The sequence below is a fragment of the Pedobacter faecalis genome, from assembly GCF_030182585.1.
In the GTDB taxonomy this organism is placed as follows: domain Bacteria; phylum Bacteroidota; class Bacteroidia; order Sphingobacteriales; family Sphingobacteriaceae; genus Pedobacter; species Pedobacter faecalis.
The window spans coordinates 1,428,522-1,447,742 of the sequence record NZ_JARXOW010000001.1 but is presented as its reverse complement, the minus strand read 5'-3'; the positions used below and the strand labels follow the sequence as shown (position 1 = coordinate 1,447,742).

At 45.1% G+C, this 19,221-nt stretch carries 10 protein-coding genes; all 10 read left to right on the top strand.

Annotation, left to right across the window (positions count from 1 at the left end; translation table 11 throughout):
• Positions 1-32: 32 nt before the first annotated feature.
• Positions 33-1,244 (top strand): FecR family protein, encoded by a 1,212-nt coding sequence (locus QEP07_RS06415; RefSeq protein WP_285009130.1) that lies wholly within the window; start codon positions 33-35, stop codon positions 1,242-1,244.
• 145 nt (positions 1,245-1,389) lie between these two features.
• Positions 1,390-4,728 carry a SusC/RagA family TonB-linked outer membrane protein gene (locus QEP07_RS06410; protein ID WP_285009129.1) on the top strand — a complete coding sequence of 1,113 codons (3,339 nt, stop codon included), beginning with the start codon at positions 1,390-1,392 and terminating at the stop codon, positions 4,726-4,728.
• A 3-nt stretch (positions 4,729-4,731) separates the two neighbouring features.
• Positions 4,732-6,195, top strand: coding sequence for a RagB/SusD family nutrient uptake outer membrane protein (locus QEP07_RS06405; protein WP_285009128.1), 1,464 nt, complete (start codon positions 4,732-4,734; stop codon positions 6,193-6,195).
• Between the two features lie 30 nt (positions 6,196-6,225).
• Entirely contained in the window at positions 6,226-8,805 is a 2,580-nt protein-coding gene (locus QEP07_RS06400) for an alpha/beta hydrolase family protein (protein ID WP_285009127.1), read from the top strand.
• Between the two features lie 23 nt (positions 8,806-8,828).
• Positions 8,829-11,360: a glycoside hydrolase family 2 protein gene (locus tag QEP07_RS06395; protein ID WP_285009126.1), complete on the top strand. Its 2,532-nt coding sequence runs from the start codon at positions 8,829-8,831 to the stop codon at positions 11,358-11,360.
• Between the two features lie 102 nt (positions 11,361-11,462).
• On the top strand, positions 11,463-12,032 hold the full coding sequence (locus QEP07_RS06390; RefSeq protein ID WP_285009125.1) for a Crp/Fnr family transcriptional regulator: 570 nt from the start codon (positions 11,463-11,465) through the stop codon (positions 12,030-12,032).
• Positions 12,033-12,095: 63 nt separating this feature from the next.
• Entirely contained in the window at positions 12,096-12,671 is a 576-nt protein-coding gene (locus tag QEP07_RS06385; RefSeq protein ID WP_285009124.1) for a Crp/Fnr family transcriptional regulator, read from the top strand.
• Between the two features lie 88 nt (positions 12,672-12,759).
• Positions 12,760-16,011, top strand: coding sequence for a SusC/RagA family TonB-linked outer membrane protein (locus QEP07_RS06380; protein ID WP_285009123.1), 3,252 nt, complete (start codon positions 12,760-12,762; stop codon positions 16,009-16,011).
• Between the two features lie 9 nt (positions 16,012-16,020).
• A complete protein-coding gene (locus tag QEP07_RS06375; RefSeq protein ID WP_285009122.1) occupies positions 16,021-17,952 on the top strand; it encodes a RagB/SusD family nutrient uptake outer membrane protein in 1,932 nt (643 codons plus the stop codon).
• A gap of 36 nt (positions 17,953-17,988) precedes the next feature.
• The gene (locus tag QEP07_RS06370) at positions 17,989-19,212 is read left to right on the top strand and encodes a DUF5000 domain-containing lipoprotein (RefSeq protein WP_285009121.1); all 1,224 of its coding nucleotides are present in this window, start codon (positions 17,989-17,991) and stop codon (positions 19,210-19,212) included.
• Positions 19,213-19,221 lie beyond the last annotated feature (9 nt).

The following is a 19,221-nucleotide window of genomic DNA, read 5'->3' as shown; positions in this document are numbered from 1 at the left end:
CATTAAAGAACCGTATAAGCGAGACACAAGGCATGATGAACAATACCCGGCTTACCGAACTTTTTGAACTGCAAGTCAGCAGAAATGCCAGCGATGCAGAGCGGGACGAGCTGCGGGCACTGATGGCCGATGAACAGCACAGCGAGCAGGTAAAGGACTTGTTTGCCGCCTTGTGGACTCAATTTAATCCCGAAGGAACAGTTTTCAGTGCGGAGGAGTCGGAGACAATGCTGAAGCATGTGTTTGCCCAAGCGCCAGCGCAACCCCGCGCAACCCGGAAAACCTTATGGTCTGCCGGTAGAATAGCAATCAGTATTGCCGCTGCGGTAGCGACGATTGTTTTTGGCGTATGGTTTTTTAACTACCGTCAGCCCGACGATAGGGGAGATCTCTCCAACATGACAAAAAATGACGTAGCGCCCGGAAAATACGGGGCAACCATAACCCTGGCGAACGGCAAAGTGATCACGCTGAGTGACGCCAAAAGCGGCGTAGTCATTGGCGGCGGCGCGGGACTGGTTTACAACGATAATACTGCAGTTATACCCGGTGAAGACGGTGAGATTCTGAAAAAGGGGTTAGATAAGGGATCTTCCGCTTCACCCGGGATGACAGCGGTAACACAGAAAGGGCAGACGTACCAGTTTACCCTGCCAGATGGCACCAGGGTATGGCTGAACGCAGATTCAAAACTCGAGTTTCCCGCCAGTTTCGCCAGTAGCAACACAAGAAATGTGCGATTAAATGGCGAGGGGTATTTTGAAGTGGCTAAAGACAAAGCACATCCTTTTATTGTAGAAGGAGGCGGGCAGCAAGTAAAAGTATTGGGAACGCATTTCAATATCAGCAACTATGCCGATGAACAGGGCGTTAAGACCACCCTGCTCGAGGGCTCGGTGCAGGTAGTACCTGCCGTAAACCAAGGCACGCTGACCCTTAAACCTCGTCAGCAAGCCATTTATAACGGTCAGAAGCTAAGCCTTAAAGAAGTAGACCCTGACGACGTCGTTTCCTGGAAAAACGGAGATTTTGTGTTTGAAGATGAAGATTTCAGGACAACCATGCGGAAGATAGCCAGATGGTACGATCTGGAAATAATATACGATCAATCAGTCCCTGTTCATATAGAACTTGCCGGTTGGGTATCCAGAAACAGCAATTTATCTACCGTGCTGAAACGGATAGAAGTAGCCAGCAAATTACACTTTACTATAGAAGGAAGGAGGGTGACCGTAAGGAAGTGACGTATACAAACTGATGAGACAAAAAAAACCAGGAATGCGACAACATCCCTGGTCTGTAGTCTGGCTTAATCAACTAAATGAATACCTGCAGCTGCCCCTAGCTTCGAAACAAAAGGCATGCTGCATCAACCAAACCAAAACGTAAATGTATAAAAATACTAACAGACTTGGTATGCCTGTGAGGCTATACCATAAAATCCTGCTCATTATGCGACTAACCACCGTAATTTTGATTGCAACACTCATGCAGGTCAGCGCAGCGACGTTTGGCCAGCGCATCACTATAAACCAGCGCAAAGCCAGCTTTGAGCAAGTACTCAAAAGCATCAGAAACCAAAGCGGCTATGATGTGATCATGGACAGAAACATCCTGAAGAAAGCAGGTCAGGTAAATATATCCGTCAAAGACGCAACCATAGATGAAGCCATGAAAAGCCTGCTCTCAGGATTGCCGTTAAAGTACACCATAGACGGAAAAATCATCGTGATCGAAGAGAAGTCCGGTACCATAATCGATAACATTATTGCCCGATTTCAGGCCATTGATGTACGGGGTAAGGTGGTGGACTCCCTAGGCAACGGCCTAGCTGGTGCCACGGTAAGTGTAAAAAGCGGCAAAGGCTCTACATCGACAGACGCCGGAGGAAATTTTATGTTGAAGAATGTGGATGAAGGGGCAGTGTTGGTTGTGAGTTATTTGGGTTATGTGACGAGGGAGGTTTCTGTAAGTAAGGAGTTTAATTATGTTCAATTGCAGCAGAGTTCGAGTAAACTGGACGAAGTGCAGATACAAGCTTATGGGGTTACCTCTAGGAGGTTAAGTACCGGGAACATCTCGACAGTTAAGGCGGAAGACATTGAAAAACAACCAGTTAATAATCCACTATTAGCATTGCAAGGTCGCGTACCGGGGTTAGAAATTGTTCCTCTAACCGGCCTAGCTGGTGGCCCTGTCAACCTGCAAATACGTGGTAGGAATTCGTTAAATTTCGAAACGTCTCCCTTAATAGTCGTCGACGGTATGCCAATCGTAAACAATATACCTGGATTAGGGCACCCCGGGTTCACAGGGAATTTACTTTCCTCACTAAGCTTTTTAAGCCCAAGTAGTATCATGTCCATTGAAGTATTAAAAGACGCAGACGCTACTTCTATATACGGTAGTCGCGGAGCAAACGGAGTAATATTAATCACTACTAAAAAGGGCAAGATTGGTGAAACAAAACTAGAAGTAAACGCACATAGTGGATGGTCCAACGTGCCCTCTAGGGTGAAAATGTTAAACACTGACCAGTATTTAAACCTTCGCAAGGAAGCATATGCGAACAGCGGCATTAATATAGAAACATTACCGTATAACAGTTCTAGGCCACTATCGGATCTAAAGTTTTGGAACCAGAACCGATATACCGATTGGCAGGAAGAGTTGATCGGTAGCGCCGCAAGATATACAAATTTCCAAGCTACGCTTGCGGGAGGCACGTCAAAAACGCAATATATAATCGGCGGAAACTTTAATAGAGAAAATACTGTTTTTGAGGATGATAACTTTAATCAAAAAGGAGGGATACATTTCAGTATAACTGGAACAACCGACAATCAAAAGCTTAAAACTACCATTTCCGGAGCTTACATCTCAAACAAAAACACCCTACCCGGTATAGATTTAACTGCACTGTCATTGTCTTTGGCTCCGAATGCACCATCATTAAAAACGGAGGACGGGGAGTTAAATTGGGAAAAAATGCCTTCCGGTGCGAGAAGTTGGGACAACCCGTATGCCGAACTGGCAAAAAAATATGAGGCTACAATAGACAATATAATAGCTACAGCTGACTTATCCTATGAGCCATTTTCCTCTCTTGAATTTAAGACAACACTTGGATATAACAGAACTAGAGGCAACTCAATAAGGAGGTATAGAGTAATTTCAGCATCGCCCCCAGAAACAAAGGGTGCGACTGCCGCTGCAGCCTTTAATGAAAATAATATCATAAATATGAATGCGGAACCGCAAGTTAGCTATAAAGCAAATATTGGGGAGGGGAAACTAAATCTTTTAATTGGCGGATCCTTTCAAACTACTAGTGCGGCAACGGAGTTAATTGATGTCGGAGGGTTTACTCATGATGCCTTAGTTGAGAATCTGGAACTTGGCTTAAGTCCTCGAGTAAAAAACACATCGTCCCAATATAAATACTCCGCAATGTTTGGTAGAATCAACTACAATTTTGACAATAAATATCTCCTCAATATAGCAGCCAGACGAGATGGCAGTTCAAGGTTTGGCCCTGGACAACAATTTGGTAATTTTGCATCAGTTGGTGTTGCGTGGATAATTAGTGAAGAAAAGATATTTAAATCCATGCCGTCTTTCTTTAGTTTCGGAAAAATAAGAGCGAGTTACGGCTCATCTGGCAATGATGGTATCGGAGACTATCAGTACTTAGAGAGATATAGTTCAGTTAATGCAACTGATCCGTATTTAGGTGTGAAGGGTTACCAAACCACTGGCATATTTAATAGCAATTATCATTGGGAAACAACCAGAAAATTCGAGTTAGGGATTGAAACCGGATTTTTTGAGGATCGAATATTTACTTCTGCAAGTTTCTTTAAAAATAGATCTGATAACCAACTGATTGGCCAGCCACTTCCAAGTACCGTTGGTCCAGGAATAGCTTTCACAAATTTTCCTGCAACCGTGCAAATAGCCGGCTTTGAAAGTGTTGTCACGACAGAAAATATAAAATCGAACTTATTCAATTGGACAAGCGCCATTAACTTCTCAACTGTTAAAAACAAACTTGTTTCGTTCGACAATTTTGAACAGTCTAACTACACTACATATCTAGAACTAGGAAAGCCTTTCTATGGACAAGCTTCAGTCTATGAGTCAGCTGGCGTTGACCCATTAACTGGAAGGCTACGGTTCAAAGATAGGTTCGGAAATAATACGTTTGAACCAGATACGACAACAAAGAGCATCAGAACAGATGCGCAATTCTATGGCGGATTTTTGAATTCATTTACATATAAAGGATTCTCATTAAATATTTTGTTCCAGTTCTCAAAACAGGTGGCGAGAAACCCGTTACTTAACTATTTCGGGTCAGCTGGGGGCGGTCCTTTGAATGTCATGGAAGATTTTGCCGATCGTTGGCAGAAGCCAGGAGATGTTTCAAACATTCCCAAGGTTAACTATTTAAAATCTGAAGAAGATTGGGCATCCTTTAGTCTTCTTGAGGCGAGTGACTTTGCATATGTCGACGCGTCGTATATCAAATTAAAAAACATCTCTTTTTCGTACTCATTTTCGGAAAGAGTCTCGAAAAAGATAAAAGCTAGAAACTTGAAGATTTATATGCAGGGTCAAAATCTCTGGACGCTAACGAAATATAAAGGTTTTGACCCTGAAACGAAATCTATCTCATCGTTGCCATTACTTCGGACAATAGTTGTCGGACTACAAATTACTTTTTAAAAAATGAAAAATACCTACAAACGTAGAGATGCAGTTGCTATTGTGACGGTACTCATAGCATTAACAACATTTTATGGTTGCAAAAAACTGATTGAAGTTGAAGCTCCAATTGATCAAATTGTGAGCAAAGAGGTGTATAATTCTGATGCTACGGCAAACGCTGTGTTAATCGGAATTTTCACGAGATTAAGTAACAGCATGTTTACTGGTCAAGGTCTCTCTATGAAAGCTGGCTTATCAGCGGATGAGTTAATCCCAGTGACAGATCCGTCTAACTTATTGTCTATATTATATACTAATTCTCTTACAAATGAAGGAGATCAACTGTTTTGGCAGGAGTTATATGAACTTATTTTTAGGGCTAATTCCGCAATAGAAGGAATAGGGGAATCAACAAAAATGAGCGATAAAATTAGAGGCCAGTTGTTAGGAGAAGCTAAGTTTCTAAGAGCATTTGCCTACTTTTACTTAGTTAACCTGTATGGAGATGTTCCACTTTTGACATCGACGGAGATTCAAAAAAACAGTCTAGCCGGAAGAGTAAGGAAGTCATTAGTTTACGATCAAATTGTCAAAGACCTAAAAGAAGCTCAACTGACACTAAGTGAAGAGTATCTTGACGGCAATTCTACTAATTTCGTAGCTGAACGTTTAAGACCAAATAGAAGCACTGCAACCGCACTTTTGGCCAGGGTTTACCTATTTATTGGAAATTGGGAAGACGCGGAGGAAGAGTCAACGAACCTCATTGAAGATAAAAGTTTATTTAAAATCGAGACTCTGGAAAGGACCTTTCTAAAGGATAGCAAAGAAGCGATTTGGCAGTTACAGCCAACCGAAGCGGGCGTAAATACATACGATGCGCAAGCCTATGTGTTAGCCGAAGGGGATGGTGTCTCAGTACCAGGCCCAAATGGATTCGAAAGGCCTGTATATCTCAGTAATTATATTTACGATGAATTCGAGGTGGGAGACCGGCGTAAAGATATTTGGACAGCAGTAGTCACGGTAGATGGGAATGCCTTTCCGTACTCTTTTAAATATAAGATCTGGGAAAGAAATAAGCCTCGTCAAGAATATCTCGTCATGTTTCGACTGGCTGAACAATTCTTGATTCGTGCAGAATCCCGAGCAAATTTAGGGAAATTGTCAGGAGCCAACTCCGCTCTAGATGACATTAATGTGATTAGACATAGGGCTGGTTTAAAAGACTTTACTGATGGCAGTAAAGAGTCAATAATAGATGAGATATTGACTCAGAGGAAATTTGAGTTTTTTTTAGAGTTCGGACATCGATGGCTTGACCTCAAGAGAACAGGGAAAGTTGATGAGATAATGAGCAAAGTTGCCCCCTCAAAACATGGTGTGTGGCTGCCGTACAAGTCGCTTTATCCAATTCCTGTCACTGATTTACGAACCAATCCGAACCTTAAGAACAATCAAAATCCAGGCTATCCCTCAAATTAGATAGCTGCGGATTTCACTAAATCTAAGATAATGTTGAAATATTTGATCTCGATAATTATTTGCCATTGTGCAATTCCATCTGCTTTAGCCCAAAAAAGGCCACTTGCAATTGACAGCTTTAAATCTTGGGAAAGTTTAGGAGACAAAAAGGAGATCAGCGGCGATGGGAGGTATGTCGGGTATAGTTATGGATCCGTCACTTCTGGAACCTATCTGATCCTTCAAGGAATAAAAGAGAACTATAGAAAACTCTTCGGTGCCTTTAGAGGTGAGATCAAATTGTCATTTACTGACGATAGCAAAACCCTAGTTTTTATCAACGAAAGTCATCTAAATCTCTTCGACATACGGTCTGAGAAGTTGGAGTCAATCGGAGCTGTTCAAGACTTCAAGTTGTTTCGCGCCGGTAAAGAAAACTGGCTGGTATATAAAACGACTGACCAAAGTCTGTATGTGAGGAATCTAAACACAAAACAACTCAAAAAAATATCGGCTCAAACTAACACGTACGAAATCGATGAGGAAAATTTAGGTATTCTTATCTGCACAAGATCATCCATACTTTCCTATCATTTAACCAAGGGCAAATGTGACACGGTGTTTAAGTCTAGTAATTATCTAGCAGTAACTAGTCATAAAAAGACGACCCAGATAGCATTTTTGTCAACCGGGGCAAACGAAAGAGATTACTCTGTATGGTATTATCGTCGCGGTATGAAGTGTAGTACAAAAATAGTCGACAGCACCACATGTGGAGTTAAATCAAAATTTTGCATTGACAACGGTAACATTGCATTTACGTTGGATGGACAGGCTATAATTTTTAATGCCAAAAACGCCGTACCCAGTTCAGACAATTTTAAAGACACTAGTGCCGGAGGAAAAATTTGGAATTATAAAAGTCCATTCATTAATAGATATAAGCAAATGTCAACTATTAGGTTAATATATAGGCTTGCAAACCGTAAAGTTTTTCAATTAAATACGGACACCACTAGACTAACGATGGAAGAAAAAAGTAATTACATGCTTGAAACTTCTAACGATATGAATGAGGATGAATACTATTGGAACAGTCAGACTTACTCATTGAATATTGTCTCATTACTTGACGGAAGCAAAAAGCTGATTAAAACATTCCAAAAGTCACATAAGCTGCCTAGGGCGAACTTTTCACCGTCTGGCAAATACGTCGTATGGGCAGATTATGCGGAGCGAGCGTACTTTGCTTATGAAATTGAAACAAGGGAAACACGAAAGATCTCCGGACAAGTTTCCGAAGCCCTTTTCGACGAACAAACGGAAATACCAGCGCGAAAGTCTTTCTTTGGGAGATGCGGCTGGCTTCCTAACAGTGACAATATTCTCGTCTATGACAAATACGACATCTGGTCACTTGATTTATCCGGAAAAAGGGAGCCTGTGAATATCACACATGGGCTCGGTCGGCTAAACAACGTTCAATTCAGAAAATTGGAAGCTAATAATCTTCCGAGCAGTACCCTTTTAATATCTGCAATAAAAATAGACGACAAGAAATCAGCCATTCTCTTGTGGGACGTAAAGTCAGAATTTAGCTTCGACACCACTCGCTTAAATAACGTTGCTTATTATACTGTGAACACATCAAGGTCGTATGGGGTTTATTACAGCCTCGACAAACCTCAGAAGTCTAGGTACCACAAGACGTACTTAGTCTCGCGTATGAGCGCGACCGAATCACCAAACTTATTTGTCACTGAAGACTTTAAAAGTTTGAGAAGAGTAAGTAACATTTTTCCGGAGAAAAATTTCAATTGGATGTACACGGAATTGATAAAGTGGAGGCTGCCGACCGGAGAAGAAACATCTGGAATTCTTTATAAACCAGAAGATTTCGATGCTAATAAAAAGTACCCGACCATATTCAATTTGTATGAAAAGAAAAGTGATGAAGCAAACGTTTATAAGCCACCCCGCTTAAGCAATGGAGATCTAGACATTTCCTGGTATGTAAGTAATGGATACCTCGTATTTGCTCCAGACTTTCAATATAAGACGGGACGTAATAGTGAGTATATAACAAACACAATAGTCTCCGCAGTTGATTACTTCCGAAAATTTACATGGTTTGATCCGGGAAAACTTGGTGTACAGGGGCATAGCTTTGGAGGGTACGAAACAAATATACTAATTACACACACTCACCTATTCAGGGCGGCACAGCAGTCTGCCGGTGTATGTAACTTGATTAATGAGTTTTCAGAGATTTGGGGTGATCGAACAAGACAAACATTCAATCAATTTAACCAATTAAACACTGGTACAAAACCATGGGCAGATCCTGCTACTTTCATCCGGAACTCACCGATTTTCTTCGCAGATAATGTCACGACGCCATTGCTAATTATGCATAACCCGAACGATGAAAAAGTATATTTCTCACAAGGCGTTGAGTTGTACGCAGCTCTAAGACGACTTAAAAGGCCGACTTGGCTTCTTAAATATGATAATGAAGGTCATGAACTGGGTTCCTCAACGAATAGGTGGGACTTTACTGTTCGACAGCAACAGTTTTTTGATCACTATTTAAAGAACAAGGCGATGCCAAATTGGATGGTAGGCAACTAATCAAAATAAACATAAAATAGATAATGAACAACTTCAAAAAAGGTGTAATGGTAATGCTCTGCCAGATGGCAGCACTGTGTTTGTATTCTCAGGTCAAACTAGGAAAACATCAACTGGACACAAGATGGACCAAGATTTCGGACGACAGGTTGCCCTTAAAGGAGCACCCAAATCCTCAATTCAAAAGGTCTGGTTGGGGGAATCTGAACGGGCTTTGGGAGTACGCTATAATAGAAAAAAATTCAAGTAAGGATCAGGGAGGAAAAATACTCGTACCATATCCCATTGAAAGTTTCATGTCCGGCGTTGGACAAAAACTGTCACCTACACAAACTCTTTGCTACAAAAAAAAATTTAACAAGCCAACAACAAATAAAGGCAAAAGAATATTACTTCACTTCGGGGCAGTTGACTGTGAAGCGACAGTTGTCCTAAATGGTTTAGATATAGGAACACACAGCGGCGGATATACTGAATTTTCATTCGATATCACCGACGAGCTCAAACAAGGCCAAAACGAGCTGGTTGTGAAAGTCCAAGATTTAAGCGATAGCGGTTTGAATCCTCATGGCAAGCAAACATTGGACCCTAAAAACATTTATTACACCTCAAGCAGCGGCATCTGGCAAACGGTTTGGCTGGAAGTTGTGCCCGAAAAGTTCATATCGGGTTTAACAATTACCCCTGATATAGATAAGTCTGTTATTAAAGTCACGGTTAAATCTGCTCATAATGCTGACGTCAGCCTGGAAGTCGCAGGAAAAAAGATCAAAGGAAAAAGCAACACACAGATAATCGTTCCGATTAGGAATCCCAGGCTATGGAGTCCCGACGATCCATACCTATACGACCTAACGGTAACCCTTGGAAAAGATAAGGTATATAGCTACTTTGGTATGCGGAAGGTCGCGATCCAAAAAGACGAAAAGGGTGTCGATAGGATTTTTTTAAACAATAAGCCTTATTTCAATCTTGGTACGCTAGATCAGGGTTTCTGGCCTGATGGCTTGTATACCGCCCCTACTGACGAGGCCTTAGCGTTTGACATCAAAGCCATAAAAGCGATGGGTTTTAACACCATTCGCAAACACATCAAAGTGGAACCTGCAAGATGGTACTACCACGCAGACAAAATCGGGGTCTTAGTTTGGCAGGATTTTGTGAATCCTAATCAGGGACTACCAGAAGGTGCAAAGCAGGCATTTGAGAAAGAGGTTAAGGAAACGCTAACACAACTGCATAACCATCCTTCTATAATAACATGGGTCGTGTTCAATGAGCGCTGGGGAGCATATGACCAAAAACGAATTGCCGACTGGGTAAAAGCTACCGACCCAACCAGGCTTGTAAATGCACATAGCGGTGAGTATTTGTACGTCGACAATAAACTCAGAGAGGATAGCAAAGAACCTTATGTAGGCAGCGACATGACCGACGTGCATTCATATCCGGATCCGAGAGATCCAATGACGATAGCAGGAAAAGCAAAAGTGATAGGTGAGTTTGGCGGCATAGGCGTTTCAGTGCCGGGCCATCAATGGGACGACTTGAAAGGTTGGGGGTATGTGCAGGTGCAACCTAAAGATCTGGCAGACAAATATGCAGGTATGATAAGTAAGTTGAAAGTATTGAAAGATGCGGGTTTGTCAGGAAGTATTTACACCCAACCGTTTGACGTAGAAGGGGAAGAAAATGGATTGATGACCTACGACCGGGAGATCATTAAAATTCCTCTAACGAGACTGAGGGAAATGCACGGGCAGTTGATCGACCTCAGCACCAAGGGTTTCGCACTTGACAAGCAATTTATAATTGGAAAAGATTTAGATGTTAAGGACACCGACGATCGATTTGCCGAGCTTTATGACGTTTATAAAAATGGGCAGGTTGACTCTGCAACATTAAGGCGACTAACGCTGATGGTAATGCGCAAAAAAGACTTCACCAAAGTATTAGAACTTGCAAATGCCTATAAAAAGACATGGAAACAACCTGCCTTTGCAGAGAATCTTAAGTTCGATAAAGCCGTGCTTGATTTTTTGACGCCCGAAATCAAAGCGAAAATTAATCCGGTGTTATTGAGCAAAGAGGTCACTTCAAACACAGGCGAGCTTGAGAAAGAAATTGTTGAGAAATATGGCGAATATGGAGAACAGGTGTTTTGGGACGTAGAAGCACTTAGCCGGTATCTCGCCAAGGACATATCAAGTTGGCTTAAGATCAAAAATAAATTGAATATGAAGTATCCAGAGTTCACATCTGTTTTTATATTAAATAACGATGCTTGGTTCTTGTTCGAAAATTCCTTAGATAGAGCTGCTCTAGAAACGGCGCTGCTATGGAGCAAAAAAGCTGTAGAAAAAGAACCGACAGCTAACTATTATGATACTTATGCGAACTTATTATACAAATTGGGCAGGAAGGACGAAGCGATAGAAATTGAAGAAAAGGCCTTGACGCTTGAGCCAGGAAATGGCTCGATCGAGGATGTTAAGAAAGCCCTAGAAAAGATGCGTGCAGGTCTACCAACATGGCCCACACAGGAAAAACAATAAATAATATCTCCCAGACGGAGGTCATTTAACCTCCGTCTCTAACAAACAAACCTAATTAACACTTATTTTATGATTCTAATGGTTCACGCCTTTGACAGGCTAATGAAATTACTACGCAGTATCAATCCGGATATTGAACTGCCGCCGCAGCTGGAACCGCTGCTACGGAACGAAATGGATGAGATTCACCCTGTGCATCATGAGGTGCTGGTGCATCAGGGGGATCTTCCGCTGTATGCGTATTACATTATCAGGGGTTATGTGTATGTAACGTATATATGCGATGCCGGGGTAAGGCATGTGCTGCGCTTTTACCGCAGCAATAGCATTGTGGCTTTTCTGAGTTTTCTGGAGCAGAAGGCTTCGCCGTATACGATTTGCGCGGGTAAGGATACGATCTTGTCGCGCGTTAGAATAACTACCATGAAAAAGGTTTACCTGATAACGGGTATGTATGAGTTTGCGCAGCGTACGGTGATGCTGTATGATGCTGCCAAGGAGAAGCTCCGCGAGGATATGATGGGTTTGCCGGTGCCGGAAAGGGTGCGGATGTTTTATAAGGTGTACCCTTTTCTGCTTCCGGCCGAAAGTGCGCGTATGGATTTGTTTGTGGCGGCGTTTTTGAAAATTAGTGATAGTACGTTGTATAGGACCCGTTATTCCGTCATTTGACGTCAATTAGCGTTTCGCCCTGCGTTATTTTTAGTTGACAGCTAAATATAACGTAATTATCCTATGGGCAGATTGAATGGTGAAGCGCTTAAAAGGCTTTTACAGCCATATTCTTTCAATAATTTGTACTACAGAAGGCCTGCCGTGTTGCAGCGTGAGGGCTGTGTTCCGAAATATGCGTACTACGTGGCGCGGGGATTTGTGCTGGTGTATGGTTATGATCCGGAATGCAATACCTATGTGAGGGCCATTTACGATGAACACAGCTTCCTGGCGTTGAATTGCTTTATGTTACAGCAGCAATCGGAGTACACTATTATAGCTTGTGCAGATACACTGGTATGGCGTATTAGCTACCCGGATATGGAACGTGCACGTCGCGGCCATGCTGATTGCGAAGATATCTTCTGGAGAGCTTCAGCGGAGTGCCTTGAGTCGGCCGAGGCTTTGAAGAACGGGCTGAGGAGCCAAAATCCTGAAAACCGTGTCTTCGCTTTTTACCGGAAGTTTCCATGTTTGCTGCCGCCCCGGAAGAGTATTGTTAAAAGTCGCGACATTGCCAGTTATCTTTTGCTTAGCCACGACCAGCTTAAGCGCTTTAGAATTCGGTTGAGGGATAAACAGTTGCTGCGATACTAATGATTGTATTGTCCATGTTTTTTTCTGCATTATCCATTTTTATACCAGTGGTATTGGTCTAAGTTTACTAAACCAAATATGACTAAGTATGAGAAGAATTTTATCATTGCTGATTCCGGCGCTTTTGGTGTTCTGTTATAATTCTTTTGCGCAGACCCAGCCCAAGATTACGATTACTGGTACTGTTACAGATTCCGCGGGTGTAGCCATCCCCGGTGCCAGTGTGGTTGTGGAGAAGGAATCGAAAAACGGGGCCATGACTGGCTCCAACGGTAAGTTTGTTATTGATGTGGTGCCGGGGAGTGTCCTCAAGGTATCTTATGTAGGGTATCTCGACAGGCTGGTTCCGGTTACTGCCGACACCAAAACGCTTACCATCATCTTAAAAGAAAATGCCATACAGGTAGGGGAGGTCGTTGTAACAGCCTTCGGTAAACGCGAACGCAAGGAGGCGTTGGTGGGCTCTGTTACGAGCATTACGCCGGGCGACCTGAAGATTCCGGCGAGTAACCTGACCAATGCGCTGGCGGGGCAGGCGGCAGGGGTTATCGCTTATCAGCGAAGCGGACAGCCAGGGCAGGATAATGCATCTTTTTTCATCAGGGGCGTTACTACGTTCGGGTATAAGCAGGACCCGTTGATCCTGATCGACAACGTGGAGCTGACTACCAACGACCTGGCCAGGCTGCAGGTAGACGATATTGCCAGCTTTGTGATCCTGAAAGATGCGAGTGCAACTGCCCTTTATGGTGCGAGAGGAGCCAACGGCGTGATCCTGGTGAGCACCAAAGAAGGTAAGGAAGGGCCTGCGAAGATCAATTTCAGGTCGGAGTACTCCATGTCGCAGTCTACCCAAACGCTTGATCTGGTTGATCCCATCCAGTATATGCATATGTATAACGAGGCTTCGCTAACGCGTGATCCGACGCTGCCTTTGCCTTTTACGCCAACTAAAATCCGCAATACGGAGGCGACGATGGCGGGAGCACCGGGAAGCAATGAGTATGTGTACCCGGCGGTCGACTGGCTGGATATGTTGTTTAAGAAAAACGCGAGCACGCAGCGGAACAACCTGAGTGTAAACGGCGGTGGTTCTGTGGCGAGATATTATATAGCGGGTTCATACAATCGTGATAATGGCGTGCTGAAAACGGATACACGCAATAACAACGACAATAATGTGAAGTTCCAGAACTATCAGCTGCGTTCTAACGTGAACGTAAACCTGACCAAGACCACTGAGGCTATCGTAAGGCTGTCGGGTACGTTCAGCGATTATAACGGGCCGATCACGGCCGATGGTTCGTTTGCGTCCGACTTGTACAGCGTAGCGATGCATGCGAGTCCGGTGCTGTTCCCTGCGTATTATCCTGCCGATGAGGCCAATGCACGGGCCAATCATATTCTGTTCGGCAACATTGGCGGTCCGGATGGTACGGCAACAAACAGCATCCGTTTCCCTACGGGCAATCCTTATGCACAGTTGCTGCGCGGGCACAAGAACTTTTCGGAGTCGCGTATGTCGGCCCAGCTGGAGCTGAATCAGGACTTTAAATTTATTACCGAGGGCCTAAAGTTCAGGGGTATATTTAATACGAACAGGTATTCGTACTTTGATTCCCAACTGGCTTATTCGCCCTACTTCTATAGTTACAGCGATTACGACAAGCTAAACAACAGCTATAAACTGACTTGGCTTAACCCCAGAAACAATGTGCCGAACAATGTGCCTACAGAGTATCTGGTATACAGCAAGAACGAGCCCAATGCCAATTCTTTCTATTATTTGCAGGGGGCGGTCGACTATAACAGGCAGTTTGGAAGTCACAACGTGAGTACTTCACTGATCGGTACCATGCAGCAGACCTTGTATTCGAGTGCCAGAGATCCGCGTACAAATACCACAACGCTGCCTTACTCCTTGCCATTCCGGAACATGGGGCTTGCCGGCCGGGCTACTTATTCTTACAAGAGCCGGTACTTTGCGGAGTTCAACTTTGGTTACAATGGTTCCGAGCGCTTTTCGGAGGAACACCGCTTTGGTTTCTTCCCAACTTTTGGTGTTTCGTGGGTGGCTTCCAATGAAGAGTTTTGGAACACCAATGGTTTCATAAACCGGCTGAAGATCCGCGCAAGCCATGGTCTGGTGGGCAACGACGCCATCGGAAGTCAGCGTTTCTTCTATCTTTCCGATGTTAACCTGAACGGGGGTAATTTCGCGCAGTTTGGCGTCAATAACCAGAACCAGCTGAACGGGGTAACCATCCGCAGTTATGCCAACTCAAACATTACCTGGGAAACATCACGTCAGACCAACCTGGCGGCTGAGATCACTTTCCTGAAAAATTTCAGCATGATAGCCGAGGTGTATAAAAACCATCGCTATGATATCTTGCGAGAGCGGTTTATTCCTTCAACCGAAGGATTTGAAGCGGCAGTGAGCACCAATCTTGGTGAGGTGGATTCTGAAGGTATTGATTTGTCGCTCGACTATAAACAGACTTTTAACAACACGCTATGGGCTGCTTTGCGTGGTAATTTTACGTACTCCACCAACAAATACACCTATATAGAAGAACCCAACTATGCCGAGAGCTGGCGCAAGTTTATCGGTCAGCCCATCAGTCGCGGTTACGGCTATATCGCAGAACGCCTGTTTGTCGACGACGAAGAGGCACGCAACTCACCAAGCCAGATCATGTCGACCACCGATGCCTACAATAACCGGATCAACGGTATTTTGCCGCAGGGCGGAGATATCAAATACCGTGACGTAAATGGCGACGGGAAAATTGACGACCTCGACCAGGTGTTTATGGGCTACCCCACCACGCCTGAGATCGTGTATGGTTTCGGTTTTTCTTCTGGTTTTAAAGGCTTCGATCTATCGGCCTTCTTCCAGGGACAGGCCCGGGTTTCCTTCTTTATCGACCCCAGGAAGGTTAGCCCCTTTCTTGAACGCAACGTGCCTTATATAGACGGCAATACGCAGGTGCTGCAGGCATTTGCCGATAGTCACTGGTCGGAAGAAAACCAGGACTTATACGCCATGCATCCCAGACTGGGCATGAGCAATGCCATGGTGGCCAATAACCTGCAGAACAGCACCTGGTGGCTGCGGGATGGTAGCTTTATGCGCCTGAAATCTGTCGAGATCGGCTATACGCTGCCTGCGCGGATATCCAACTCGCTTAAGTTGTCGAACTGCCGGTTTTACCTGAACGGTTTAAACCTGATTACCTGGAGCCCTTTTAAAATGTGGGATCCGGAACTGGGCGGCAATGGTTTTGCCTATCCGGTACAGAAGGTGTTCAATTTTGGCTTAAACCTGAACTTATAATTCATAACGATGAAAGACATGAGATTCTATCATAAACTGATTTGCCTGGTGCTGCTTTGCGTAGCGGGCACGTCGTGCAAAAAATATCTGGATGTGGTGCCCAACAATGTGGGTACGCTCGACTATGCTTTTTCTAACAGAAACGAGGCCGAGAATTATCTTTACGGGTGCTACAATACCTATCAGAGCCTGTGCCGCGATATAGTGAGCAACCCTGGATTTACCGTATCGGCAGAGGTCATCTACCCTAATTTTGAGGGCAATCCGTTCAACAAGATCACTTCACCGGGCTTTTCGCTCGTGAGGGGCGTGCAGAATGTGTCGCAGCCGGCGCTCGATTACTGGAGCGGTACGAACGGCGGACAGGCGATCTATGTGGCGATCCGTCGCTGCAACATTATGCTCGAAAACATCGATAAACCTATCGACCTGACAGCGACGGAGAAGAAGCGCTGGATTGCGGAGGTGAAGTTTCTGAAAGCTTACTATCACTATTATCTGATGAGGTTGTATGGCCCGATCGTGCTGATCAAACAAAACAGGCCGGTCGACGGCCCGATTGCGGACACTAAAGTGGCCCGCTCTACGGTCGACGAGTGCTTCGCTTATGTGGAAGAATTACTTACAGAATCCATCCCTGATCTGCCGCCAACCATCGAGAACCGGATCAATGAATTTGGACGGGTCACGAAATCTATCGGCATGGCCGTAAAGGCCGAGGTGCTTACCACGGCTGCAAGTCCGCTTTTTAATGGCAATCCCGATTACGCTTCGTTCCGTGATAAGTCGGGCAAGGCCCTGTTCCCGGCAACTTATGATCAGCAGAAATGGGTTAAGGCGGCTACGGCATGTAAGGAAGCAATTCTGGAATTTGAGTCGCACGGCGGCCGCCTTTACACTGCGGTGCCGTCCGACCAGGTGGAAAATGTATCGAACGAACTGAAGAATGTACTTACGCTGCAGGCGGCGGTTACCCAGCGCTGGGAGGAGAACCCGGAGCTGATCATGGCTTCGCAGTATGCTTTTGAGTTTCAGGGTTATGTAATTCCTAAGCTGAGTTCGAAGGCTATTGCGTTCAGCAATGAGCATCCTTCGAATTTTGCAGTGCCGATTTCTACAGCGGAGCTTTTTTATACCAAAAACGGGGTGCCAATAACGGAGGATAAAACCTGGGATTATGCAAACCGGAATACACCGCAGGTAGGTACAGATGCGACGAAGTCTTATATCAAATCGGGCTACGAAACGGCAAAAGGGCATTTCGATCGCGAACTGCGCTTTTATGCCAGCGTGGGTTTCGATGGGGGTATCTGGTTTGGAAACGGAAAGCGGAATGAAAGTGATGCTTTTTATGTGCAGGCACGCGGGCCTTTCGCCTTTGCGGGACCAAAAAGTGTGTTTGCCACCAACGTAACCGGCTACTGGCCGAAGAAGCTGGGCAACTATTTGTCTGTACTGGATGAGAGTGTGGTGTATCAGCCTTTCCGCATGCCGCTGATCAGGCTAAGCGGACTGTACCTGCTGTATGCCGAGGCCCTTAATGAGAGCTTATCAGCCCCATCCGAAGAAGTTTACACGTATATCGACAAGGTTCGTCAGCGTGCCAAGCTGCCGGGTGTGCGCGAGGCTTGGGCGGCTTACGCTAAAAATCCGAACGACCCGGCCGATAAGAATAAGCTGCGTGCCATCATTCACCAGGAGCGCCGTATCGAGCTGTGTTTTGAGGGACAGATTGGCTGGGACCTGCGCCGCTGGAAGGAGCTGCAGGGCGTTTTAAGTCGGCCACTGCAAGGCTGGCATGTGCAGGAGGGCAATGCTGTCGATTATTATCGTCCGCAGACCGTGCTGATCCCCGTGTTTGGCGTAAAGGATTACCTCTGGCCGATCAGGAATACAGATGTGGTGATCAACGAAAATCTTGTCCAGAATCCGTTCTGGTAGTGCAAATATTTGAGATAAATTTTGATTGACTGAGAGATGAAAAATATAGATTTCAAAAGAGTTTTCCGGTTTATGCTGCTTCCCGCGATGTTGCTGGGTGCGCTGGCTGCTTGTAAAAAAGCCGACACGGTTGCGGAGGTGGTGTCTGATGATATGACCAAGCCAGGCGTGGTCACCAACGTAAAGGTGGAAAATTTTAATGGTGGTGCGAGGATCATGTACCGCCTTCCTGATTCGAAAAACCTGTTGTACGTCCTGGCGCAATACCCGATCAACGATAACCGGGTGAGGGAAACCAAGGCGAGTTATTATACCGACACGATTGTGGTCGACGGCTTTGCCCGGGAAAAGGAATATGAGGTCACGCTGTATGCAGTAAGCCGGGCCAATGTAAAATCGGATCCTGTAGTGGTAAAGGTGAGCCCTAAAAAGCCGAACTACCTGCTGATCAACTCGAACCTGGAGATCAGCCCTGATTTTGGCGGGGCGAACTTTTTTGGGTTGAACACTAACCGTGTACCCGTTTCCTTGCACATGCTGGTGTACAACGAGCGGACGAAGTCGTACGAAGAGCAGGAGCCCGAATACATCAATGGCGACACCATCGATGTGTCGGTAAGGAACCTGCCGCCTACCCCGCAAAAAGTTGGGGTATATACGATGGACAGGTTTGGCAATGCATCAGACACGGTGTTTAAAACGCTGACACCCCTGGCGGAGTCGGTGCTCGACAAATCGAAGTTCTTCGTGTACCGCCTGCCTAGCGACGCACCGATCGGCTATGGCTGGGAGTTCCGGTATTTCTTTGATGGTAACCTGGGCGATCCGGGCTGGCATACGTTGAGCGCACCTAAAACGATCGGCACGTTTGGCCTGGGTGTAGAAGCCAAGATCAGCCGTTTTATGCTTTGGCAGCGGCCATCTGAGTATTATGCTTATCAGAATACGCGGAAGTTTACCGTTTGGGGCTCGGAGAAGCAAAACCCTGCCGACGCTTCATTGCCGGGCAGTTCAGCGCCAGGCACGGTGGTGGGCGACTGGATAAACATGGGTAATTTTGCCTTCCCGAATCCGCCATCAGGCTTACCAGCAAATCAAGCCAATGCGGCTGATAAGGAGTTTGTGTCTAAGGGTGTAAACTTTACGATGCCGAGACTGGCACCATCGGTAAGGTATATCCGCTTCCATGTTACCCAAACCTGGGGCGGGCAAGATTATGTGAACGCTATGGAGATCACTTTGTATGGCAATCCGTTGTAAGCAAACTAT